The sequence below is a fragment of the Campylobacter canadensis genome, from assembly GCF_013177655.1.
Lineage (GTDB): Bacteria > Campylobacterota > Campylobacteria > Campylobacterales > Campylobacteraceae > Campylobacter_E > Campylobacter_E canadensis.
Genome location: NZ_CP035946.1, coordinates 978,645 through 1,003,603 on the forward strand (window position 1 = coordinate 978,645; position 24,959 = coordinate 1,003,603).

24 protein-coding genes are annotated in these 24,959 nt (G+C 27.6%); 8 read left to right on the plus strand and 16 right to left on the minus strand.

Going from position 1 to position 24,959, the window contains the following annotated elements; translation table 11 throughout:
• The first annotated feature begins 10 nt into the window (after nucleotides 1-10).
• The 6 genes from CCANL266_RS04665 to CCANL266_RS04690 all read left to right on the plus strand — a co-directional run bounded on the left by CCANL266_RS04665 (nucleotide 11) and on the right by CCANL266_RS04690 (nucleotide 4,959).
• Nucleotides 11-1,099: an ABC transporter substrate-binding protein gene (locus CCANL266_RS04665; RefSeq protein WP_172232078.1), complete on the plus strand. Its 1,089-nt coding sequence runs from the start codon at nucleotides 11-13 to the stop codon at nucleotides 1,097-1,099.
• The gene (locus CCANL266_RS04670) at nucleotides 1,099-2,151 is read left to right on the plus strand and encodes a FecCD family ABC transporter permease (protein WP_172232081.1); all 1,053 of its coding nucleotides are present in this window, start codon (nucleotides 1,099-1,101) and stop codon (nucleotides 2,149-2,151) included. The genes CCANL266_RS04665 and CCANL266_RS04670 overlap by 1 nt, the downstream gene beginning before the upstream one ends.
• The gene (locus CCANL266_RS04675; RefSeq protein ID WP_172232084.1) at nucleotides 2,138-2,905 is read left to right on the plus strand and encodes an ABC transporter ATP-binding protein; all 768 of its coding nucleotides are present in this window, start codon (nucleotides 2,138-2,140) and stop codon (nucleotides 2,903-2,905) included. Before CCANL266_RS04670 ends, CCANL266_RS04675 begins: the two co-directional genes overlap by 14 nt.
• A gap of 58 nt (nucleotides 2,906-2,963) precedes the next feature.
• The gene (locus CCANL266_RS04680) at nucleotides 2,964-3,368 is read left to right on the plus strand and encodes an acyl-CoA thioesterase (protein ID WP_172232087.1); all 405 of its coding nucleotides are present in this window, start codon (nucleotides 2,964-2,966) and stop codon (nucleotides 3,366-3,368) included.
• A 543-nt stretch (nucleotides 3,369-3,911) separates the two neighbouring features.
• On the plus strand, nucleotides 3,912-4,124 hold the full coding sequence (locus CCANL266_RS04685) for a hypothetical protein (RefSeq protein WP_172232090.1): 213 nt from the start codon (nucleotides 3,912-3,914) through the stop codon (nucleotides 4,122-4,124).
• A gap of 640 nt (nucleotides 4,125-4,764) precedes the next feature.
• Complete coding sequence (locus tag CCANL266_RS04690) at nucleotides 4,765-4,959, plus strand: hypothetical protein (protein ID WP_172232093.1); 195 nt, start codon at nucleotides 4,765-4,767, stop codon at nucleotides 4,957-4,959.
• Between the two features lie 192 nt (nucleotides 4,960-5,151).
• Here the strand turns inward: CCANL266_RS04690 and CCANL266_RS04695 are convergent, their stop codons facing one another.
• The 3 genes from CCANL266_RS04695 to CCANL266_RS04705 form a co-directional block, all read right to left on the minus strand.
• On the minus strand, nucleotides 5,152-5,535 hold the full coding sequence (locus CCANL266_RS04695; protein ID WP_172232096.1) for a hypothetical protein: 384 nt from the start codon (nucleotides 5,533-5,535) through the stop codon (nucleotides 5,152-5,154).
• A 281-nt stretch (nucleotides 5,536-5,816) separates the two neighbouring features.
• Complete coding sequence (locus CCANL266_RS04700; protein WP_224315888.1) at nucleotides 5,817-6,407, minus strand: hypothetical protein; 591 nt, start codon at nucleotides 6,405-6,407, stop codon at nucleotides 5,817-5,819.
• 16 nt (nucleotides 6,408-6,423) lie between these two features.
• Nucleotides 6,424-8,805, minus strand: a complete 2,382-nt coding sequence (locus tag CCANL266_RS04705; RefSeq protein ID WP_172232099.1) for a molybdopterin-dependent oxidoreductase — start codon at nucleotides 8,803-8,805, stop codon at nucleotides 6,424-6,426.
• Nucleotides 8,806-8,974: 169 nt separating this feature from the next.
• Between CCANL266_RS04705 and CCANL266_RS04710 the strand changes: the two genes are divergently transcribed.
• On the plus strand, nucleotides 8,975-10,093 hold the full coding sequence (locus tag CCANL266_RS04710; protein WP_224331514.1) for an MFS transporter: 1,119 nt from the start codon (nucleotides 8,975-8,977) through the stop codon (nucleotides 10,091-10,093).
• A 3-nt stretch (nucleotides 10,094-10,096) separates the two neighbouring features.
• Here CCANL266_RS04710 and CCANL266_RS04715 read toward each other — a convergent pair whose 3' ends face one another.
• Complete coding sequence (locus tag CCANL266_RS04715) at nucleotides 10,097-11,137, minus strand: hypothetical protein (protein WP_172232105.1); 1,041 nt, start codon at nucleotides 11,135-11,137, stop codon at nucleotides 10,097-10,099.
• A gap of 42 nt (nucleotides 11,138-11,179) precedes the next feature.
• Nucleotides 11,180-12,013 (minus strand): prephenate dehydrogenase, encoded by an 834-nt coding sequence (locus CCANL266_RS04720; RefSeq protein ID WP_172232107.1) that lies wholly within the window; start codon nucleotides 12,011-12,013, stop codon nucleotides 11,180-11,182.
• An 80-nt stretch (nucleotides 12,014-12,093) separates the two neighbouring features.
• Between CCANL266_RS04720 and CCANL266_RS04725 the strand changes: the two genes are divergently transcribed.
• Complete coding sequence (locus tag CCANL266_RS04725; protein WP_172232110.1) at nucleotides 12,094-12,495, plus strand: trehalose-6-phosphate synthase; 402 nt, start codon at nucleotides 12,094-12,096, stop codon at nucleotides 12,493-12,495.
• Here the strand turns inward: CCANL266_RS04725 and mfd are convergent.
• From mfd to rpsO, 11 genes are read right to left on the minus strand one after another with little or no spacing between them, the layout of a single operon-like run.
• Nucleotides 12,478-15,345: a transcription-repair coupling factor gene (gene mfd, locus CCANL266_RS04730; RefSeq protein ID WP_172232113.1), complete on the minus strand. Its 2,868-nt coding sequence runs from the start codon at nucleotides 15,343-15,345 to the stop codon at nucleotides 12,478-12,480. The two genes, CCANL266_RS04725 and mfd, sit on opposite strands and share 18 nt — an antisense overlap.
• The gene (locus CCANL266_RS04735) at nucleotides 15,345-16,448 is read right to left on the minus strand and encodes a Mur ligase family protein (protein WP_172232116.1); all 1,104 of its coding nucleotides are present in this window, start codon (nucleotides 16,446-16,448) and stop codon (nucleotides 15,345-15,347) included. Before CCANL266_RS04735 ends, mfd begins: the two co-directional genes overlap by 1 nt.
• Entirely contained in the window at nucleotides 16,442-17,977 is a 1,536-nt protein-coding gene (locus CCANL266_RS04740; protein ID WP_172232119.1) for a GGDEF domain-containing protein, read from the minus strand. Before CCANL266_RS04740 ends, CCANL266_RS04735 begins: the two co-directional genes overlap by 7 nt.
• 58 nt (nucleotides 17,978-18,035) lie before the next feature.
• Nucleotides 18,036-18,521: a hypothetical protein gene (locus CCANL266_RS04745; protein ID WP_172232122.1), complete on the minus strand. Its 486-nt coding sequence runs from the start codon at nucleotides 18,519-18,521 to the stop codon at nucleotides 18,036-18,038.
• Nucleotides 18,518-20,911, minus strand: coding sequence for a leucine--tRNA ligase (leuS, locus tag CCANL266_RS04750; protein ID WP_172232125.1), 2,394 nt, complete (start codon nucleotides 20,909-20,911; stop codon nucleotides 18,518-18,520). The genes CCANL266_RS04745 and leuS overlap by 4 nt, the downstream gene beginning before the upstream one ends.
• Before the next feature lie 9 nt (nucleotides 20,912-20,920).
• The gene (locus tag CCANL266_RS04755; RefSeq protein ID WP_172232128.1) at nucleotides 20,921-21,265 is read right to left on the minus strand and encodes a DUF6394 family protein; all 345 of its coding nucleotides are present in this window, start codon (nucleotides 21,263-21,265) and stop codon (nucleotides 20,921-20,923) included.
• On the minus strand, nucleotides 21,265-22,236 hold the full coding sequence (secF, locus tag CCANL266_RS04760; RefSeq protein WP_172232131.1) for a protein translocase subunit SecF: 972 nt from the start codon (nucleotides 22,234-22,236) through the stop codon (nucleotides 21,265-21,267). The genes CCANL266_RS04755 and secF overlap by 1 nt, the downstream gene beginning before the upstream one ends.
• Complete coding sequence (gene secD / locus CCANL266_RS04765) at nucleotides 22,236-23,807, minus strand: protein translocase subunit SecD (RefSeq protein WP_172232134.1); 1,572 nt, start codon at nucleotides 23,805-23,807, stop codon at nucleotides 22,236-22,238. The genes secF and secD overlap by 1 nt, the downstream gene beginning before the upstream one ends.
• Nucleotides 23,807-24,100 carry a preprotein translocase subunit YajC gene (gene yajC, locus CCANL266_RS04770; RefSeq protein ID WP_172232137.1) on the minus strand — a complete coding sequence of 98 codons (294 nt, stop codon included), beginning with the start codon at nucleotides 24,098-24,100 and terminating at the stop codon, nucleotides 23,807-23,809. Before yajC ends, secD begins: the two co-directional genes overlap by 1 nt.
• Nucleotides 24,101-24,153: 53 nt before the next feature.
• Nucleotides 24,154-24,567 (minus strand): rRNA maturation RNase YbeY, encoded by a 414-nt coding sequence (gene ybeY / locus CCANL266_RS04775; RefSeq protein ID WP_172232142.1) that lies wholly within the window; start codon nucleotides 24,565-24,567, stop codon nucleotides 24,154-24,156.
• A gap of 39 nt (nucleotides 24,568-24,606) precedes the next feature.
• Nucleotides 24,607-24,879 (minus strand): 30S ribosomal protein S15, encoded by a 273-nt coding sequence (rpsO, locus tag CCANL266_RS04780; RefSeq protein WP_172232145.1) that lies wholly within the window; start codon nucleotides 24,877-24,879, stop codon nucleotides 24,607-24,609.
• Nucleotides 24,880-24,959 lie beyond the last annotated feature (80 nt).

Genomic DNA, 24,959 nt, shown 5'->3' on the forward strand with positions numbered 1-24,959 from the left:
GGAGATTAAAATGAAATTTTTAAAAATTTTATTATTTATTTTTCTTTCTACTAATTTATTTGCAAAAATAGTTGAAGTTGAAGATGTTTTGGGTAATAAAGTACAAATAAATACACCTGTAAAAAAAATGGTTTTAGGTTTTTATTATACTGATTATTTAGCTGTTGGCGGAAAAGATGCTTTTAAAAATGTTATTGGTTTTTCAAGAGCAGTTTGGGAAAGTTGGAGTCCTATTAGCTGGAATATGTATTTAGAAAAAATGCCTGAATTAGACAAAATTAGCGATTTTGGAGAAGTTGAAGCTGGTAGTGTTGCAGTTGAAAAAATACTTGCATTAGAACCTGAAGTACTTGTGTTAGGATTGTGGCAATATGAAGCTATTAAGGACACTTTAGCACCAATCAAAGAAGCTAATATTCCTATTATTGTTGTAGATTATCATAAAGGCGATTTGAAAAATCACGAATTAAGCACAAAAATTTTTGGAATTTTAAGCTCTAATGAAGCAAGAGCTAATGAAATTTGGCAAGACTATATTAAAAGAGTAAATCTAATTCAAGAAAGAACAAAAAATATTAAAGAAAAAGCAAAAGTTTTCATTGAATATGGAATAAATGGTCCAAAAGATAATGGTGCAACTTATTCACATTATATGTGGGGTGCTTTAATTGATAAAGCAAACGCACAAAGTATTGCAGATGGTCTTGTTAAAACTTGGGGTCCAATTAACCCTGAAAGCGTTTTGTTAAAAGACCCTGATGTAATTATTATAGCAGGAAGAGAAAGCGAGCTTACAAAGAATAATTATTCAATGGTAATGGGTAATAAAATAAAAAAAGATGAAGCAAACAAAAGATTACAAGGTTTTAAAAATCGTGCTGGTTGGGATGAGCTTAAAGCTATTAAAAATGGTAGTTTGTATGGCGGTTATCACAGTATGTTAAGAACATTAAGCGATGTTTTTATGCTTGAATTTATTGCAAAAGCTGCTTATCCTGATTTATTTAGTGATATTGACCCGCTTAATGATTATTTAGAATTTAATAAAAAATATCTACCAATAGTTCCTGATGGTACTTTTATGTTTAAGGCATATTAATGGATATTAAAAAAGAACAATTTACTCAATATGTAAAGGTTCAAAAAAGAAGAATTACAATAATTCTTCTTAGTATTGTACTTTGCTTTGCATTTTTTTTATTAGATATCGCAACTGGTCCTGCTTTATTAAATATTAGCGATGTATTAAAGGCCTTATTGTCAAAAATTATTAGTGTTGATATTAAAAGCTCTTATGTTTCAATTGTGTATTCTATTAGATTACCAAGTGCTTTAATGGCACTTGCAACTGGTGCTGCTCTTGGACTTGGAGGTGCTTTAATGCAAACTATTTTAAACAACCATTTAGCAAGCCCTTACACCTTAGGGTTAAGCGCAGCAGCTGGGCTTGGTGCATCAATTGTTTTAGCCTTTGAACTTAGTGGAATTTTTGCATTAATTGGTGTTAGTGCAGGTGCTTTTATAATGAGTTTAATTAGCTCTAGTATTTTATTTTTCTTTGCAATGAATCAAAGGTTTAATACAGAAAGTTTAGTTTTAATTGGAATTGCATTGTTATTTTTATTTCAATCTTGTTTATCTTTAGTGCAGTTTTTAGTAAGCCCTGAAACTTCTCAGCAAATATTATTTTGGTTATTTGGTTCTTTACAAAAAGCAAGTTATACAAAAATATTAATTGTCTTTATTGCAACTATAATTTGTTTTATTTGGATGCTAAAAAATAGCTGGGCATTAAGTGTTTTTAAAATGGGTGAAAAAAATGCTCAAGTTTTAGGAATAAATATAAATATATTAAGGTTAAAAGTCTTATTTTGTGTGTGTTTAGTTAGCTCTTTGGCTGTTTGCTTTGTTGGTGTTATTGGTTTTATAGGTCTTGTTGCACCACATATGGCAAGGTTATTAATAGGAGAAGAACAAAGGTTTTTCTTACCACTTTCAATGCTTTTTGGGGCTTTATTTTTATCTTTTGCCTCTGTTGTATCAAAAATAATAATTCCAGGAGCCTTATTTCCTATCGGAATTGTTAGTGCTTTTGTTGGTGTTCCTTTCTTTTTTGTGATGATTTTAAGGAAAAAATATGCTAGAAATTAATAATTTATCAATCTATAAATCAAGAAAAAGCATATTAGAAAATATAAGCTTAAAATTAGAAGAAGGTAAAATTTATGCTATTGCTGGTCCAAATGGCGTTGGTAAAAGCACTTTACTTGATTGTATCTTTGGTTTAATAAAAAGCGAAAATATAAGTTTTAACAAAGAAACACAAAAGAATTTAAAAAAATGGCAAGAAAATATAGGATATATGCTTCAGCATTTTCATACCCATGTTGATTTAAGTGTTTTAGAAGTTGTTTTGCTTGGTGCTTATGCTAATTTAAGTTTAAATATTGATAAACAAATAATTGATGAAGCTTTAGGACTTTTAGATAGATTTGCAATTGCAAATAAAGCAAATGAAAATATTCAATCTTTAAGTGGTGGGCAAAGGCAAATGGTAGCTTTTGCTCAAGTCCTGCTTAAAAATCCTAAAATTTTATTATTAGATGAGCCTGTTAGTGCGCTTGATTTAAAACATCAATGTATTTTGCTTGAAGCTTTACAAAAAATTACAAAAGAAAGAAAATTATTAAGTATTGTTGTTTTACATGATTTAAATCTCGCGTCTTTATTTTGTGATGAAGTAATTTTATTAAAAGATAAAAAATTATTTGCAAAAGGTGATGCGAAAACTATTTTAACAAAGGATTTGATTAAAAATATTTACGAGGTTGATTCTTGTATTCACAAAATTAATGATAAAAATTTTGCACAAATTCTAGGAAGTATTACTAAAAAAATTAATTAATAATTTTTATTAATTAAAAAATATTACTATTTTAGCTTTAAAAATTTTAGGAGACTATATGAAAGATTATAAAGAAGTTAGTTTAAGATTAGTTGCTATGCCAAGCGATACTAATCCTGCTGGAAATATTTTTGGTGGCTGGATTATGAGTCAAATTGACCTAGCTGGTTCTGTTGCTGCAAAAGAAGTTGCGAACGGTAGAGTTGTAACAATAGCAGTAGATAAAATGACATTTAAAAAACCTGTTTTTGTAGGTGATATTGTTAGCTTTTACGCAAAAATAATCAATGTTGGCACCACAAGCATTCAAGTTAGCGTTGAAGTCGTTGCTGAAAGATGTACTCCAAAACTTTATGGAGTTTGCACTGACGTAACTAGTGCTGTATTAACTTATGTAAATGTTGATGAAAATGGAAATAAAATTCCAATTAGTGAAGAAAACAAAAAAAGAGCAGGATTTTAAAAGCTAAATAAAGGAAAAAATTTTAAAGCACGTTAAGTGCTTTAAAACTATGTGTATTTATTTTAATAAAATCTTCATAAAAGCCTAAAAATTATATTTTGAAAAAATCCAATCAATAAAGACTTATTTTAAGTGCAACTAATAATCACAAGATGATAAAAATTATATTAAGTACTTGCAAATTTTATATAATTTACATTTATAACTTTTTTTATTCTAGCATTAAGCGTTTTTTTACAATACGATATGACTTTTTTGAAGCTTGAAAAATCTAAGCAAATAAAAATAGCCAAAATAAAACAAGGCTTATACTTTGTTTTCTTTCATAAATGGGAGAATAAACACTCCCTTTGGGGTGTATTATATTCTCCTTTTTGGTTGTTTTTTAACAAACCGCACGACAGAAAATTATCAAAATATTTATTATTGTCAATAACAGAGTAATCGTGCTAGTTGCCCCTGTGGGAATAACTTTCCCATCGTGGGTGTTATTTTTCCTTTTGGGGTTGATTTTATTTAAAAATTAACAAAAAAGGATAAAATATGAAAGAAATTTTAAAAGATATATTTTCAAATAAATATGCCCTTGAAAATATATCAAAAAGCTGTTATGGCTTAGGCATAGGTATAATAGTTGCTATAATAGTTAAAACTGAAACATTTGATTTAATCACAATGGGTATTTCAGTTATAATTAGCTTTCTAGCATTCCTTGTTGGTTTGCTAGTTGATATAATAAGAAAGGATTTACAATGACAAATTTACAAATTTTTTTAATAATTATAGGCTTAGGGTTATCAGCATTTGGGCTTCTTGCTTTAAGCCATCTAAAAAAAATAAAACAAGAACGCAAATAAGTTCTAAAAGCTAGGTCGCAAACGATACATTGCATGGCATTTGCCAAGTGTATCTACCTAGCAAATAAAATTAATCTCGGTTAAATACCGAGATTTAAAATGTTTTTCTTAGTATCTACAATAAAACTTTATTATTCTTTATATACAAACATCATATTTGTATTACTATACATTTTTATAAATTGATTAAAAAAGCTTGCAAAAATTGATTTTTTAGGAATAAGGATTTATAAAACTTATTATATCTTATTTTATTTCTTGCTTAGAAAAACTAAAAATAGCTTAAAAACACGCTTGTTATTTACTTTCATAAATGGGAGAATAAATACTCCCTTTGGGGTGTATATTATATTCTCCTTTTTGGTTGTTTTTTAACAAGCCGCACGACAGAAAATTATTTTCAATCAGTATTTACTATTGTCAATAACAGAGTAATCGTGCTAGTTGCCCTAATGGGAATAACTTTCCCATCGTGGGTGTTATTTTTCCTTTTGGGGTTAGTTTTTATTTAAAAATTAACAAAAAAAAGGATAAAATATATGAAGAAAAAAACTGCAGAAAATGCCGCAAAGACATTTTGGGACATAGGCAAATTGTCTTTAGTAGGTGGTATCATTGCACCAACTCTTTTTTCAAAAGATGAAGTGCAATGGAGCTTAGTTTTTATTGCAGCAATAGTTGCTATAATATTTTTTTATCTAGCTTATTGCATAGATGAAATATATAACGAGTAAGGAGCAAAAATGGAGTTGATTATGCTTTCCCCGCATATTATTGGGGTTAGTTTTGCTGTATGTTTTGTAATATACGCAAAATATAGTAAATTAAAAGAAGAAAAAGAATTAAAAAAGTAACAAGCTAGGCTGAGCTTGTTACACACCGATAACGGCGGTGTTTAATCAGCCTTTCTTAGCTTGTAGCTAATTTTAATACCCTGCTTTGCTTAAAATATTTGCAATATATAAAAATGCTCTAGTTTGTTTTTCTTCTTTGGAAAAATAAGTATCAAAAATATTAGCTTTTAAAATATATTTATTGTTTTTGTATTCTAAAATATTTAGTCCGATAAACATATTTAAACTATGTTTTAAATGTAATAAGTATTTTTCATCTTCATCATCTTCTTTTAGATTAAAATAATGCGATAATAAAACTGCTTGATTAATCTTTATAAAAGCTGGGCTTAATTTATTTGCCGATTTTATAAGCTCTTGTCTTTGAGAGTTATTAAACTCATTTGATGAATGTATAAATTGCAAAATTTGTGAAAAAATTTTAAATATTTTTCTTTTGTGAAAAATGAAATTCATATTTTCTTGCAAGTTGTTGCTACAATAGCTATTACTTAAAAACATTAGCTATTTTAATAAAATCATTCTTTTTTTATATTTAAAAACAAAGTAAGTTGTAGATTTTATATACTCGTAGTCTTATAAAATAGCATAGTTTAAAATAATTTTTAAAAATAAATTCCAAGTTTGATAAAGCAAAATAACTAAATTTGCTGTGCTAAAATATACTAATTATTAAATATTTTTAGCGTTTTAAATTAATAATTAAAATACGCAAGAGTTTTTACTCTTGCATAAAATTATTTAAATTCACCATCACTAGCAAAGGCTTGCATAAAGCGTAAAATTCTATCCTTTTGCTCATCGGTAATTTTTGCATTCATTTGCATTGCACTAACATAAGCATCCCAATCTTCCATTGAATGTTCTTTTGGGGCGTGTGCTGCATGACAAGATGTGCAAGAATCATAATAAAAAACTTCTACCGCTTCAAAGGCATCTTCGATATTTTTTGTAAGCGCTGATGTTTTTATCCAAAAATTCATTTTTTCTTTAGCTGCTAATTTATCAAGTACAAGATATAAAAATTCTCCATTCGCAGTAAAAGCAGCTTTGTTTTTATCAAAAACTTTAGCTGTAATTTCTATTTTACTAAAGCCCTTGCTTTCTTCTAAAACCTTAACTTTACTTCCTTCAAATATCTGTCCTACAGGCTTTTTGTGTTCATCAAGCAATAAAGCTTTTTCATCTAAAACAAAAAATATATCACTAGCAAAACTTTGCTTTACTTCTTGTGTTTTTGGTGGAGTTGGTAAAAATATTTGCTCGTAATCACTTTTATACGCAAGTAAATTAGCTGCGATTAAACTTAAAAATAAAATCTTTTTCATCATACACCCCTTTTTTTTAACCTATTAATTCTGGTAATCTATTTACTGCTTTTAGTACTTGATTATCTATCTTTTTTATCGCAACTAAACAAGAATTTACTGAAGTTGCCTGCGCCATTTGCGAACTTGGGCGAGATGAAGTTAATACATTTACATGCCCACTGTTGCAGCGTGGCATATCCTCATTTGTATTTTCAGGCTCATACCAAGCACCTTCTTGAATGCTAATTACACCTTCTAAAATATCATCACTTAAAATTGCACCTACTAAAATCCTACCCCTATCATTATAAACTTCTACTATTTCTTTATTTTTTATACCTAGTTTTTTCGCATCATTTGTATTGATCAACATCGGTTCTCTGCCGTCTATTTTATACAAATTAGCAATCCAAGTATTATCAAGTTGAGAATGAATTCTATATCTTGGATGTGGGCTTAACATATGAAATAGAAATTTTTGCGTTAGTTTTTTGTTACCTAAATACTCAACAGGTTCTTGCCATACGATATGACCTTTGAAATCAGGTAAATTTAAATTAGCAAATTTTTTAGAATAAATTTGTATTTTACCACTTTCTGTAGAAAGTTTATTATTTACTGGATCTTTTCTAAAATCTGCGTGTCTTACAAAAGAATAATTTTCTTTAGGTGCTTGAAAATGCATACTTCCTTTTTGCCAAAATTCATCAAAATCCATCTCATTAGCACAATCACTTTTTTCATAAAAGCTCTTAATCCATTCTTGCTTAGTTTTACCGCCGCTAAATTTTGCTAATTCTCTTTGTCCGAAGCGTTTTGCAAGCTCATAAAATACATCATAATCATCTTTACTCTCTCCAATAGGTTCAACAACCTTTTTCATAGCATAAACCCAATCTTGTGAATATGAACCACCAAAGCTAATATCATCTCTTTCTAAGGTTGTAGTTGATGGAATAACAATATCAGCCATCTTAGCCATAGGAGTCCACCAAGGCTCATGTACAACAACACAATCAAGAGTTCTTAAAGCATAAATTAATTCATTTGTATTTGGATGATGCCCTAAAACACTTGCACCTGCAACATAAAACATTTTTATTTGTGGATATGTAAAAGTTTTTCCTTTAAAATTAATTGTCTTGTTAGGATTTAAAATACACTCGCTTACCCTTGAAGCAGGAATATTAATACCTATGCTATTTTTACCTTGCGCTAATCCAACAGGCAATAATGCGCCGCTAAACGCTCCACCAGCAGAACAATAATGCATAGCAAAGCCAAATCCACCACCAGCAAGTCCAACCTGCCCTATCATACAAGCAAGTGTAATAATAGCCCAATCAGCATTTTCTCCATATTGCGCCCTTTGATTAGCCCAATTTCCTGCTAAAAAAGTTCTTTTACTAACAAATAAATCGCATAATGAAATAATTGTTTTTTCATCAATTCCACAAATTTTTGATGCCCATTTTACATCTTTATTTATTCCATCACTTTTTCCAAGCAAATATGGTAAAAATTCATTAAAACCATCGGTATATTTTTCAATAAATTCTTTATTGTATTTGCCACTTACATAAAGATAATTACACATTCCTAAAATTAAAGCAATATCGGTATTTGGCTTAATTTTTATCCATTTTGCATTTGTAATTTTAGCTGCGTCTGTGTATTGTGGGTCTATATTTATAAATTGCATTTTTTTATTTGCTGCGTATTTTTTTAACCATTCATCATTTTCTCTATTTGCCACTTTAAAATCTATTTGATTGTTTTTAAAGATATCACAGCCCCACATTACATAAACTTCACAATTATCAAGCATCACTTGATAGCTAGTTTGCAGTGAATACACTTCTAAATCGCCACAAATACTTGTATTTACCTTTCCAGCCGCACCGTTTGAATACTCTCCATCAGTGCCAATAGCACCACCTAAAACAGTGTTAAAAAACCTTCCCGCAACAGCGTTGCAATTATGTAATAAACCAACATGCCCCCATCCGCCATAACTTGCATTAAAGATATTTTCAGGTTTATGCTTTTTTAACTCTCTTTCAAGTAATTCAAACGCCTTTTCCCAACTAACACGAACAAAAGGTTCTTTTCCACGAAGTGTTGGCTCGTTTTTGCCTTCTAAAAAACTCTTTCTTACATAATGGTATTTAACTCTTGTATTTGAAAAAGTTCTATCTACAATAGCCTTTGTAATTACACTTGGTCGTTTATCACTTTCGTGCGCTTTAAGTTCTGTAATATAACCTTTATTATTAACACTAGCGCTAAATGCACCAAAGTGCGTAGCATGCGGTATTTGCTTGATATCATAAAAATTTGTATTTGCATTAAGCATTGTTGTACTTGCTCCAAGACTTAAAGCACTTGCTTTTAGAAAAGTTCGCCTTCTAAGCATAAAAACTCCTTAAAAAAAATAATTTAATATGAATATTTAAATATTATTTAGTTATAAAAGAATAAACATAAATTTTATATTTAATTAAAAAAATTTATAAAAATTATAAAATTACCTAATATTGTTAAAGAAAGATTAAAATAAGTCTATGGATAAAGACTTTAAACGAATGCTTTTTATTGTAGCAATAGGAAATTTTTTAAGCTCAATAGCAATGAATCAGATTATACCTTTATTACCTTTTATAATGGCTGCATATAATGTAGAAGGTGAAAAAATTGGATTATATTCAGCGCTTGCTTATGGAGGTTCAACCTTTATAATGGCGATTTTTGCACCTATTTGGGGTACATTAGCAGATAAATTTGGAAGAAAAAAAATGCTTTTAAGAGCATCTTTAGGTATGAGTTTGTGTTTGTTTATTAGTGTTTTCTTAAAAAATGCTGAAAGTTTTATAATACTTAGATTATTTATGGGAGCATTTTCGGGTTTTAGCTCTGCTTGTATCGCAATTATTGCACTAAATGCACCAAAAGAATATGCAAATTATTCCCTTGCAAAGCTTAGCTCTTACCAAATTACAGGCTCTTTGCTTGGCCCTTTAACAGGTGGAGCTTTAATGCACTTTTTTGATTTTAGAGTACAATTTTTAATATCATCAATTTTACTTTTTATTATCTTTTTTTTAATTTTATTTATGGTAAAAGAAAGACACGAAGTAAAACAAAGCATAAATGTAAAAATTAATAATAATTTTTACTCTTTTGTTTTTAAGGTTTGCATTGCTACTTTTTTAGTGCAATTTACTATGAATTTTTTAGCACCAATAATAGGACTTTTCATTGAGAGAATTAGCCAAAACAAAGAATTAGCAACAGGATTTTGCTTTTCATTAGCTGGGATTGCGAGTGCTATTTTTGCACCTAAAATTGTAAAAATAAAAATAAATGAGCACAAACTTATTGCTTATTCATCCTTATTTATGGCAATAAATTTATTTTTACAATACCTTTGCATAAGCAATTTTTATTTACTTTGTGTTATGAGATTTTTATTTGGCATTTCTTTTTGTGCTGTTATGCCTAGTATTTATACTTTAATTAAGAAAAATACCCCATCAAATATTGGTTCAAAAATTTACGGAATAAACCAAAGTTTTTTAGGTTTAGGCTCTTGTGTTGGAGCCTTTTGTGGCGGATATTTTTATCATATTCTTGATACAAAGGTATTTTTTATTTGCATTGCAAGTATCTTGCTAAATGCCTTAATATTTTTTAGACAAAAATAATTTTTAAACACGAATATCTAAAATCTTCATATCCTGCATACTATCAATAAATTCATTATGAAATTCTTTAAAGTCATCAAAATTAATTTTATCAATCGTATCTTCATCAAGTTTATAAAGTTTTGCTTGAATTTGTTTTTTTAAAGCATCTTCGCTTAAATTTAAAAGCTCTAAAGCCTTTGTGTCTTCATTGCTTAGTTTTGTTTGACTTTCAATTTTTTGCATAATTTGTTGCAGTCTTGCTAGTGCTTTAGCTGCTTCTAACTCACGCTTTTTCTTTTCGTATTCTAAATCTTCCTTGCTTGAAATTTTACTTTTACTTGTCTTTTCATAAGAATTATATTGAGATGCTGCAAAATTATATTCGGCATTGTTTTCTTCAATATTTTCATAATATTCATTAAATTTTATTATTCCATCACTATTAGCATCTTTTAAAATTGAAAAACTAAGTGCTTTTGAAATATCGTTTAATTTTTCAAACTTATATAAATCATCTAAACTACTTGCATATTTAAAATTATTGTTATCTTGAGACTTAATAGCATCATTAATTTTTATATAATTTGTAAAAGAATTTTCATCAGCTTTTAAAGTATCAATAGATTGATTTGTGTATTTTGCACTTACTATTAATTTTAAATCCTTAATTTCTTCTTTATCAATAAAACCACTTTTATTAATATCAGCATTTAAGTAATTTCTATTAATAGCAATATCACTAAACCAACCAGCTACATAACTTGCAGCTTCTTTATCTAAAATTATTCCACCATCATTTGCTTTTATAAAATTATCGCTATCAAAAAAATTTTGCAATTTTGTAAGCGCTGCTTCATTTAACTTTACACCTACATTAAAATCAGCTAGTTTAAAATAAGTATTATATTTTTGTTCTTCATTTGTTTTAAAGGATAAATTATTATTTAAAATATCATTATTTAACTTTGAAAGCTCTTGCTTATTTAAGCTTTTACTTTCATAATTATCTTTTTGATAAACAGTTTTATTGTAAATATCGTTATTATTAATTAAATAAAGCATAAAATACTCCTTTAAAACAATATCGGAAAAAAATATTTTTTTTTACAGAATTTTTCTAAGCTCGTTTGCGTTTTGCAACCATTTAAACAAGGCTTCATAATCATCATTATTTACAAAATCTTCAAATTTTTTTAATTCTTCTTTAAAATCTTTTAAAGATGCTAAGACATTTTCTTTATTTTCTTTAAAAATATTTTGCCACATAAGCGGAGAACTTTTTGCAATCCTACTCATATCAGAAAAAGACCCACCAGCAAGATTTAAAATATGTTTTTTATCTTCGCAAGCTAAAACATAATTTGCAAGTGAAAAAGAAATAATATGTGGTAGATGAGAGATGATTGCACTGTGATGGTCATGCTCTTTTTCGTCCATAAAAACTAATCTCATTTTAAGAGAACTTAATAATTCTATAATTCTATGCTCGTGAAAATTATTTACTTCCTTATCAATGCAAAGTACGCAAACTGCATTAGTAAAAAGCTCTTTAAAGGCTGCTTTTGGACCTGAATTTTCCGTTCCTGCCATTGGATGAGCTAGAATAAATTGAGATTTTAATTCACTAGGAATTGCCTTTTTTATACTTTCTTTTGTACTGCCAAATTCAATTATGCTTGTATTTTTACTTAAATTAAGCTTTGAAAGCTCTTTTATTATGCTAATAATTGCACTAACAGGGGTGCATAAAAATATCAAATCACATTCATTTATATTATCAAAGCTAATTTCTTGATGAATTAATCCAAGCTCTAAAGCTTCTTTTAAATGCTCTTTATTTAAATCAATCCCATAAACACAGCTTATAAATTTATTTTGTTTTAAATTAAGAGCTAATGAGCCACCAATAAGTCCAAGTCCAATTACAACTGCTTTCATAATTTTTCCTTTTTTTGATAATATAAATCAAGTTTTTATTAAAAAAAATTAATAAAAATTATATATAAAAAGGATTATTTATGGACTATGTATTTATAAATTTTATTCATTTATTTTGTGCGATTTTATTTGTTGGCTATGTTTTTTGCGATGCTATTATTATGCCTAAGAGTGATTTTGATTCAAATATTAAAAAAGCTATTATGAAAAAATCTGCTTTAATTTATGCATTTATTTTTATAATTTTGATTGCTAGTGGGATTTATTTGTATTTTTTAAATACATTTTCAAAGCTTGAATTAATATTTTTTGTATTAAAAATATTTTGCATTTTTCTTATATTTTTTTGCGCATTGCTTAGCATTTATAAACTTAGAATAAAAAAGCAAAAAGATGCTTTTGTAATAAAATACGCTCATTTAATAGCTATTATTTTATGCTTATTTGTTGTGCTTTTTGCTAAATTAATTTTTCTTGTTTAAAAATTCTAAAACACAATTTAAAATATCACTATCGTTTTTAGAATTTGCTTTTAAAACTAAACTTTTTTTATCAGCATAAAGTATGCGAATATTGCTATCAAAATTAGAAATTTCAATAATATTTTGTTCTAATGCTTTAATTTTAATTGCGATTAATTTAAAATAATTATTACTAACTTCATCAGGTTTGCTAAAGCTATCGCTAAATTCATCAACAAAATTAGAAAGTTCGCTCATATTTTTACATTCATTAAGTCTTCTATATAAATTAAGTCTTATTTTCTCATTTGAAACAAGCTCATCGCTAATATAAGCATTAACAAGCAGTTTTTGCTCAAAATCTTGTTTTTTACTTTCATTTTTACTTAAAAGATTGATTTGCTCTTCAAGCATTTTAATATATAAAGCATAACCCAATTGTTCAATATGTCCGCTTTGCTCTGCACCAAGCAAGTTTCCACCGCCTCTTAATTCTAAATCCATTTGCGCAAGCATATGCCCACTGCCTAAATAAGAATTACTCTCAAGGCTAAGTAATCTTTTTTTAGCATCTTCGCTTATTTCATCGTTATCAATTAAATAATAGCAAAAACCTTGAATATTTGACCTACCTACCCTACCTCTTAATTGATGTAAATCAGCAATTCCAAAGCGATTAGCATTTTCAATTATTATTGTGTTTGCATTTTGCAAGTCAATACCACTTTCTACTATGCTAGTGCTTAATAATAAATCATATTCTTTATTCATAAAAGCAAGCATTTGTTCTTGAGCTGTATTGTTATCAACCTTGCTATGAAGAACTAGAATTTTTAATTTAGGAAACAAATCTTGTAAATACCTTTTTTTATATTCGATACTTGCAATATGATTATGAATGTAAAAAATTTGCCCTTTTCTCCTTAGTTCTCTGGCTATTATTTCTTTAATTAAAGCATCATCATAAATCTTTACAAAAGACCTTACATCAAGTCTTTCAAGTGGTGGTGTTAAAATACAAGAATAGCTTTTAAGTGTGCTTAAGGCTTGATTTAAAGTTCTTGGAATTGGAGTTGCACTCATACTTAATTGATGTGCGTAAAGGCACAATTGTTTTAATTTTTCTTTGTGTTTTACTCCAAATTTATGCTCTTCATCAACTACAATTAAAGCTACATTTTCAAGTTCTAAAGATAATAGCGAATGAGTGCCAATAATAATTTTAGCCTTTTTTGAAGCAAGAATTTTGCTTTTTGTATTTGAATATCTATCTAGCCTAAAAATATCAATATCATAATCTTTAAATCTTTCTTTTAAGGTATTGTAATGTTGTGCGCACAAAAGTGTTGTAGGTGCAAAAAACAAGGCATTGTAATTATTTTTCACGCAGGCAAAAATTGCGTGCATTGCAACTTCTGTTTTACCAAAGCCAACATCAGCACTAAGCAATCTATCCATAGGATAAGATTTTTGCATATCACAAAAAATATCATTTATTGCCTTTTGTTGGTCAGGTGTTAAACTAAAATCAACAGCATTTTTAAATATCTCATACTCAAGTGGAATGCTAATGCTTTTTGCCTTAATTAAAGCTCTTTTTGCTGCTAATTCACAAATAGAATTTGCTATTGCAAAAAGTTTAGTTTTTAGTTTTTCTTTTAATTTAACAAAGGTATTTTTACCTAGTTTATCAAGTACAGGAATAGAACTAGCTACATATTTATCAATTAAATGAAGTGAATTTGTAGGAAGTAATAATTTATCATCATTCGCATAAAGAATTTTTATGAATTCTTGCTGGGTATTTTGAGTTTTAATAAGTTCTAAGCCAATGAATTTGCCAATTCCGTATTTTTCATGCACAATAAAATCATTTTTGTTTAATTCGTTTATATTTAAACTTGCTTTTATTTTTCTTTGCTTGTATTCTTTTTTGTTTAAACTTATTATATATTCATCATTACTACTAATATTTATAATGGCTGGACTAATAACTTTTTTAACATTTTCACCAAAAGAAAATTCTAAAAATTTATTTTCATTACTTGCTAAAAGTGTGATATTTTTTTGAGAATTTATTTTAAAAAAATCATTATTTATTAGTACTTTACAATCTTTATATTTTTTTGCAGGACTTAAAATATTATTTAATCTATTAGAAAAATCTAAAAAATTACTTGAGCAAAGATGAGAATAATAATCTAATAAATCATTTAATTTTAATTTCCAAAAAAATACGCTTAAATACTCATCAAGCTCACTACATTCATTATTTATTTGCTCAAAAAAATCATACTCAACCCTTGAAATAATAGGTAAAATATCAATTTCTAAAAGCTCATCTTTAAAACTTAAACCGGTATTAATATCATAAAATTTTATACTTTCAATCTCATTGTCAAAAAATACTATTCTAATTGGATTTTCATAATTAATACAAAAAATATCAATTTTTTCATTTTTTATACAAAATTCAGCCTTTGTACTAACACTATCAACTAAGCTATAAGCACTGCATTTTAACATTTTAAACAATTCTTCTTTATTTACACTTTGTGCAAATTCAAGCTTAATTGGCTTTAAATTTTGCTCATTTGGTAATTTGTGCAAAATACTAGCTACAGGAGAAATTAAAACTTTCTTTTCTTTGCAATTATAAAAATCATAAAGCCTGTTTGAAAAAGATATTAATTCATCTAAAAAAGACCTTAAATCATCATTTTCTTCTGCTCTAAAATCTGGCAAAACAAAGCTTTTAATATTAAAATATTCAAAAACATAAGAATAATTATAAGCTTTATTTAAGTCTTCACAAATAAATAATTCACAACTTTTTTTAGAATTTAAATACTCAAATAAGTCCGCTTGCATTATTTTCCTTCATAAAATTTTAAGAATTTTTCTACTAAAACAAAGGAGCCAAAAACAACATAATTTTTATCTTCTTTTATTTTAAAATCAAAATCGCTACAAGCAATATTTAAAGCCTTTGCATTTTCTTTTACATCTGCTAATTGCCTATGAGAACTTTCATAATTTAAAATTTTAATTTCATCAATATTATCTTTTAAAATACTTAAGATATTTTGCACTTCTTTGTCTTTAAAAAAATTACAAATTAAAATTATTTTTGATGAAAAATTTCTTTTAATTTCTTTCTTTAAATTCTCTGCTGCATCAGCATTATGTCCAACATCAATTAAAATATTTTTTTGTATTAATTCACATCTTGCCTTTAAGCTTAATTTAATTGCTTTTGTAATGTAAAAATGAGAAAAAAGCTCAAAATAAGCAAGTTGTGCTAAAGAAAAATTATGCTTTAAAAAATCAGCCTCATCAAGGCATAATTTTGATAAATCTTGTTTTAAAAATATTGCCTTTACACCTTTTTTACAAGCTGCTTGTTTTATTTGCAAAAAATCATCTGCAAAAATATTTACACTAGACATTGCCTTAATTTTTGTACTTATTATTTTATTTAAATCATTGCCTAAAAGTTCGCAGTGGTCAATACTTATTTTTGTAAAAACACACAAATCTATTTTAAAAGCACTAGTAGCATCATATTCTCCGCCAAGCCCAGCTTCAAAAACAACATAATCACAATCTTTAAAACATAAAATACTAAGCAAGGTTAAATATTCAAAATAACTAGGTCTTTCTTCGGTAGCTTTTAGCATTTTTTGTAAAAGTTGATGATTTTCTTCTAAATTACAATCACAATTAAAACAAGTTATTCTTTCTTTAAAATCTAAAATATGCGGACTTAAAAAATGCCCTACTTTAAAATTATCATTTGAAAGCATTTGGGCTAAATATCTACCTGTACTACCTTTACCATTTGTTCCTAAAATTTGTATTACCTTTTGCTTGTTAGAAAAATCTATATTTAAACTGTGCTTTAATCTATATATTTTAAATAAATCAAATTTTTCATAATGTTCTTGCAAAGATAATAAATAATCTTCTAGCATTTTACTTGATTTCTACCTGCTTGTTTTGCACTATAAAGTAAAGAATCAACCGCTTCAATTAATTTTTCTTGAGAATCAAAAGAAAGCCTATCGCTAACACCACCGCTAATTCTAACTACAATTTGTTGATTTTTATATTGAAATTTTTGCTCTTGTACTAATAATCTTACCTTTTGTGCAAATTTAAAAGCATCTTCTTTACTAGTGTGCGGCAATACAACCATAAACTCTTCTCCGCCCCATCTTCCAGCACAATCAAGCTTTCTAATATTAGATAAAATTATATTTCCTATTTGAGCTAAAATAGTATCACCTGCTATATGCCCATAAGTATCATTTATATTTTTAAAATAATCAATATCAAAAAAAACTACTGAATAATTAATATTATATCTATCAAAAGAATCTTCAGCTAGTTTTAATTTTTCTTCAAGCAGCCTTTTATTTGCTAGTTGTGTTAGAAAATCAATTTGTGATTGAGAACGAAGGTTTGTAATTTCTTGTTCTAGTTTAGAAACCTTAACTTTTAATTCATCTAAAACATTAAAATCACTAGTAGCCTTACTTTTTATATCAACAATTTCACTTTCAAAACTTTTTACAATAGCAAGTAGTTTTGCCTTAATCATCTGCATAGCGCTATCGTTTGAATTTATTTTTTCAATCTCACTTCTAATTGCTTGTATTTTTTCAGCTGATGTTGTAGCCATCGTTAAAATATGACCAATTTTTTCACTAATATGACCTAAAATATCATTTAAAACCTTATTAGAACTTGTAATTTCTGCTCTATCTAAATCTATTCTTTTTTGGATAAAATCTTTAATCGCATCAGCAAAATTATTTTTTGAAATACACAAAGGATTATTAGTAATTTGCTCACAAAAATTACTAATTTCACTATTTGTTTCGCTAATGCTTGGAGTTAGAGCATAAACAATTACAGGTGCAAGCAATAAGCAAATATCATCAATACCTTCTTTTAACTCTTGTTTGTTTAAAGAATTTAAAAATAAAAGCATATCTTCTTCTTCTTTATAACCTAATTTAACTGCTTGTTCTAAGGTTTCATCAAGCTCGTTTAAAATATCCTTACTTTTATCCTGCCAAATATTTTTAACAACATCAATACTGTTATTTGTTAAAGGTTGGTAGGTGTTTTTTACAACTTCTTTTATATTTTTAAATGGAACTTTTAAAAATATTTGAAAAATAATTTTTAATAAAATATTGTATGTATGAATTAGCTTTTTATCATCATCTTGATTTTTTACATTATTTACCTGAGTTATTAAATAAATTATAAGCTCATCTAGCGTTTTTATATTTCTATATTTTAAATCTTGGTTTATATTATTATTTAGCTTAGAAATATAAGTTTGCAGTTTATCACTAGTTAAAGTTACTCTACCATGCTTTTTAGCAACCTCATTAAAAACCTCTGTGTAATTTTCAGGAGTTAATAATAAATTTCTTTTAGTAAGTTCTAATATCGTTTCTTTTGCAATTTCATTTATATTCGCTGACATTCACACTCTTTATATTTTTTTAAAATTAACAAATATTGTAACAAAAATTTTTAAATCACTAATTATTTAACAAAACAAAAATAAATTCATTAAATGCTCTTAAACTTGCTTGATTTATTGCTTCTCTTTTTAATTCATCGCTGATTACACCGCTTGAATCTAAGTTAAAAATATATTCTCCGCTTGTAATAATTTGCTTTTTTTTACCATTTTTATAATCAACTAAAAATAATATTTCTACAATAGCTTTATTTACCTTTGCATTTCCTAATTCATCGTAGTACAGTGGAGAAAAAATTAATTTATTTTCTTTAATGCTTATATCTACATCACTTTCTTCATTATCAACAACTTCTTTATTTAGATAGCTTTGTAGATATTGAGCAAAATTATCTCCAAGTAAAATACTATTTTTTGGTTCAATTTTATTAATAATGGTTTTTACATAAATTCTTTGCCCAAGCTCATCTTCTGATAAAGAAGATAAACTTTTATAAGCACAAGAATTTAAAAAAAACAATAAAATCAATAAAAAATACTTCATTTTACAACAATATTTACAAGTTTATTTAAAACATAAATTTCTTTTACAATTTGCTTTTGCTCTAGCCATTTAGCACCTACTTCTTTTGCCTTTGCAATAATTTCTTCTTCTGTAGCACTTGCTGCTACTATAAATTCTGCTCTATTTTTACCATTAATACTAACACCTAGCTTTAGCTCATCACTAATAAAAACTTCTTCTTTAATTTCGTAGTTTTTATTATTTGCACAATCAAATAATTCTTTGCTTAATTCAGAGCAAACATGAGGAATTATAGGTTCTAAAATATTTAATATAATAGCAAAGCCTTCTGATAAAACCTTATTATCTTTTGCATTATTTAAAGCATTTAAAGCCTCCATACACGCAGCAATTATTGTATTAAATGCATATGTTTTTGTAAATACATCATCTGCCTTTTTTAAAGCTTCATATACTTTTAATCTAGCGTATTTATCCTCTTTTGCTAAAGCAGAATGATTAATATCATCAAAAGAGCAAACATTAAGGGTTAAAGCTCTATCATATAATCTATTTATAAATCTAAACGCACCTTCTAATGCACTATCATTCCATTCTAATTCTTTTTGTGGTGGCGCTGCAAATAAAATAAACAATCTTGCAGTATCAGCACCATATTTACTAATTATTTCATCAGGGTCAACAATATTGCCCTTGCTTTTACTCATTTTTGAACCATCTTTTAAAACCATACCCTGTGTTAAAAGCTTAGCAAAAGGTTCATCATATTTTAAATACCCTAAATCTCTTAGTGCTTTTTGGAAAAATCTAGCATATAAAAGGTGTAAGATAGCATGTTCAATACCGCCAATATATTCATCAACATTCATCCAATAATTAGCTTCTTTATCAATTGCACACTTATCCCAATTTAAAGGATTGCTTGCAAATCTTGCAAAATACCAAGAACTTTGAAAAAAAGTATCCATTGTATCAGTTTCTCTGCTTGCATCTGCATTACATTTAGGGCATTTGCACTTTTTAAAACTGTGGTGTTTTTCAAGCGGATTTCCTTCTCCTGTAATGCTAACATCATCAGGTAGTAAAACAGGTAGCTGCTTTTCTAAAAGCTTTCCACAATTTTTACAATTAATAATTGGAATTGGTGCTCCCCAGTATCTTTGTCTTGAAATACCCCAATCTCTTAATTTATAGTTAATTACTTCTTTTCCTATATTTTTTTTACTAAGTAGGCTAATTATTTCATCTCTTGCCTTGCTTGAATTAAGACCACTAAATTCATTACTATTTATTAAAATACCATCATTTGTAAATGGTAAATTTTCACATTCAATTACTTTTTTAATATTTAAATTATACTTACTTGCAAATTCATAATCTCTTTCATCGTGTGCAGGAACAGCCATAACAGCACCGCTACCATAGTCAGCTAAAACAAAATTAGCAACCCAAACAGGTAATGGCTCGTTTGTTAAAGGATGAATTGCATGAATATTTAAATTAATACCAATTTTTTCACTTTGTTGACGAGTTCTTGTGCTTTGATTTTGTAATTTTATAATTTCTTCTTTTGCTTTTTCATCAATTAAATTTGTATTTAAAACTTCTTTTACAATATCGTTTTCAGGCGCAAGAGCAAAATATGAAAGACCAAAAATAGTATCAGCCCTAGTTGTGAAAACACTAAATTCTTTGTCTAATTCTTTAATTTTTACTTTAAATTCACAACCTTTACTTTTACCAATCCAGTTTTCTTGCATTGTTAAAACTTGACTTGGCCATTTATCTTTTAATTCTTCTAAACTATCAAGTAATTCTTGAGCGTATTGTGTTATTTTTACATAATAGCCATCCATACTTTTTTGTACAACTTCATTACCACAACGCCAACATTTACCATCTTCAACTTGTTCGTTTGCCAAAACAGTTTTATCATGCTCACACCAATTTACCTGTGCTTTTTTAGTATAAATAAGACCTGCTTCATACATTTTTGAAAATATTTCTTGCTCAAATTTAGTATAAATTGCATCACTTGTTGCAAGTAATCTTTTTTTAGAAAAAGAAAAACCTAATGAATATAATTCTTTTTTCATATAATCAATATTTTCATAAGTCCATTTGCGTGGGTGAATTGAGTGTTTTATTGCAGCATTTTCAGCAGGCATACCAAAAGAATCAAAACCAAGCGGATGTAAAACATTAAAGCCTTTTTTTCTATAATATCTTGCTAAAGCATCTCCAATTGCATAATTTCTTACATGCCCCATATGAATTCTTCCACTTGGATATGGAAACATTGATAAAATATATTTTTTTTCCTTTGAAAAGTCATCGCTAGGCTCATAAAAAGAACCATCTTCCCATATTTTTTGCCATTTACTTTCAATCTCTTTTGCGTTATACATAAGCAATCCTTAATATTCTTCTTTATTTTTTATAGCATCAATAACAACTAAAATCATTGTAAATACACTAGATATTACAGCACCAATAGCAAGCGAATAAACTAAAGTTGCAACACTGGTTCCATAAATTTGCAAGGTTACAAAAGCAATTATTAAATGTGCATCAGTAACCAATGAACAAGCAAAAATCTCTGTACTTAAGAAATTTTTTACACCAATTTTTAGTAAGGTTGATATTAAATTTATACTAGCAGCAATAAATAAAGCAACTTCATTTTGGTCATATAAAAAACCAGCTGTAGTAGTAAGGCTCATTAAAGTAAAAAATATATGAACAATTCTACCAAAATCCATTACACTTGTCCTTTCTCGTATAATAACCTCATTTTTTCTTTTTCTTCTCTTGCTTTTTGTTTGCTTAATTCTTTGTTTCTATAATTTTCAACACTAAAATTAAACCACATTAAAAGTGGGCTTGCAACAAAGATTGAACTAAGTGTTCCTGCAATAACACCAACAATTAAAGCTAAAGAAAATCCGTGTATTATCTCTCCTCCAAAATAATATAAAATTAATACAGTAAATAAAGTTGTACCTGATGTAAGTGTTGTCCTTGATAAAGTTGATGAAACACTTTCATTTATAATATCGTGCATTTTTATACTTTTACTTGATTTTATATTTTCTCTAATTCTATCAAAAATAATAATAGTATCGTTCAAAGAATAGCCAAGCACGGTAAGTACAGCAGCTAGGGTATCAAGATTTACATCAATGCTAAATAAAGAAATAGCTCCCATAACAATCACTATATCGTGTATTTCACTAATAATAGCAGCCATCGCAAAACGCCACTCAAACCTAATAGCAATGTAAAGCAAAATCAAAGCAAAACTAACTAAAACTGCCATTAAACCTTTTTGCCTTAACTCACCGCCAACCTTTGGTCCGACAATATCAACACGACGAATTTCAAATTCTCCTGTCTTGCTTAATGTTTGTTTTAATACATCGGCAATATCATTGCTTAAAGTATCGCTGATTGCTGCAAATCTGATTACAACCTCTGTTTTATCTCCAAATTCAGTAACACTAGCTCCCTTAAAAAGCTCATTAACATCAAGTGCATTTCTAATCTCTTCAATTGGGGCGTTATTATTATACTTAACCTGAGCTAAAGTACCACCACTAAAGTCAATACCGTAATTTAACCCCTTAGTAAGTAAAAGCACAATTGAACCAAGCACTAAAATAAATGAAAGTCCAATAGAAGCAAATCTTAATTTCATAAAATTATAAACAATTTTTTTATCAAAAACTTGCATTAGTTTCTCCTATAACCAAACCAAAGCTTAGTATTGTTACTGCTTTGAATTTTACCTAAAAATAAATCAAATAATGCATGTGTTCCGATGATTGCAGTAATCATTGAAGCAACAATACCAATACTCATAGTAACAGCAAAACCCTTAATAGCTCCAGTGCCATAAGCATATAAAGCTGCACTTGTGATTAAGGTCGTTAGATTACTATCTAAAATAGCACTCATAGCATTTTTATAACCATCATTAATAGCATCTTTTAAAGAATGACCATCTCTTATCATTTCTCTAATTCTTTCGTTTATAATAACATTGGCATCAACAGCCATACCAACAGTAAGCACAATTCCCGCCATACCTGGCAGTGTAAGCGTTGCGCCAAATAAAGCCATTATTGATATTAACAAAAATACATTGGATATTAAGGCAATATTTGCAAAAATTCCACTTATTCCATAGTAAAATCCCATAAATAAAACAATCATAACAAATACACCAATTAATGCACTTAAGCTTTGTTTTATGCTATCTGCTCCTAAGCTAGGTCCAACACTTCTTTTTTCTAAAACTTTTACAGGGGCAAGCAAAGCACCACTTCTTAATGCAATTGCTAAATCGTGCGCTTCTTCAACAGTAAAATTACCGCTTATTTGACCACTACCGCCGCCTATTCTTTCATTAATTCTTGGCGCTGAATACACCTTACCATCTAATACTATTGCTAGTTGATAACCGATTTTTTTAGCAGTAAAATCAGCAAATATCTTTGCACCTTGAGCATTAAGGGTAAAATTAATTACCGGTTGATTATTTTGTTGAGAAAAACCTACTTTTGCATCAACCAACATAGAGCCATCAAGGACTGGGATATCTTTTAAAACATACTTAATATTAGAATCTTTTACATCAGGTAATATAATATCTCCAAATTTTGCAGCTTGTGCATTTGTTAAAGTATTTGCTTGATCTGCTTTGTTTTTATCAACTTCCATTAATTGTAAGTGCGCTGCTTTAGCTATTAAATCCTTTGCTCTTTGCTCATCTTCAGCACTTTTTACACCTGGAATTTCTACTAAAATATTGTCTTCACCTTGCTTTGCAACTGTAGGTTCTGAAAGGCCAAATAAATCTAAACGATTTCTTATTGTTTCTACTGCTTGTTCTATTGCGAATTTGCTTGTTTCATTTTTTAGCTTTTCACTTAAAGTAATTTTAAAAAAAGAAGAATTTTGTTCTATTTGCAAATCCTTAATTTCGTTTATTATTTCTTTAACTTTCGCATAATCATTTTCATCTAAAACTTCAAAACTAATGCTCTCATCATCACTTTTAAAATTATTAATTACAATTTTTTCTTTATCAAAAGAATAGTTAAAACTTGAAGCAATTGATTTAACTTTAGATTTTAATGCTTCTTGTGTCTGCACGCCTAAAAGCATATGCAAACCACCTTGTAAATCCAAACCTAAATTAATTTTTGCACCCCAGTTTAAAGAAAATAAACTAGGGATTGATAAAAAAATACCAAAAATACTTACAAAAATTAAAACATATAATCTATAAGTTATTTGCATTATTTTTTTACCACTTCTTTTGCTGTCTCATCAATTTTTCTAAGAACAAAATTTCTATCAAGTTTAACAACAACATCATCATTTAAACGAATTTTTAAATGGTCATCTTCTACTTTTACAACTTCTGCTATTATTCCACCTTGAGTTACTATTTTATCCCCTTTTGCTAGAGAATTTAACATTTGTTGGTGTGCTTTTTGCTGCTTTTGTTGCGGACGAATTAGTAAAAAATAAAAAATTGCTATGAAAACAATTATTGGAAGAATTTGATAAAAGAAATTACCATTTTGCATAAAATATCCTTTTTGAAAAAATTAAAAAATAAATAATACATAAAAAAATTTAATCATAATTCAGTTCTTACAATCAAAGAATTTGGTAAATTAAATTTTTTTATAAGTTCACATTCTTTTTGTCTCATTTGACCATCATCAACTTCGTGGTCATAGCCAAGTAAATGCAATAAACCATGAATAAACAATAAACAAACTTCATCTTCAAAACTATGCTTAAATTCTAATGATTTTTCTTTTGCTAAGTCTATATTTATAACGATTGAACCAGCAAAATGTGAATTTATAAAAGAATTATCGTGTGGGAAACTAAGAACATCGGTACTTTTATTTATATTTCTAGTATTTAAGTTGATTTCTTGCATATTAACACTATCAACAAAAAGCAACTCTATATCATCATTACATAATAATTCATAAATTGGAATAAGATAAGAAATATCTAAAGTATCTTCATAAATAATCATAAAAAAAGCTCAAAAGCCCTTTTTTAAAAGGGCTAAAAATTATTTATCTCTAATATTTAAATCGTTAATGATTTTTACATAAACATCATATTTTGTTGCTTTTAAATATTTTAGTAGTCTTTTTCTTTTACCTACTAATTTTAATAAGCCTAAACGAGATGAAAAATCTTTTTTAAAAACTTTTAAATGCTCTGTTAAAACAGCTATTCTTTCTGTTAATAAAGCAATTTGTACCTCAGACGAACCAGTGTCGCCAACCTTTCTTTGCATTTTGCTGATAATTTCAGCTTTTCTTGCCGAATCTAAAGCCATATTGACCTCCAAATTGGTGTTAAAATAAAAATACGAATAATATATTTATTTAATTAACAAAAATTAATTTATGTATAATT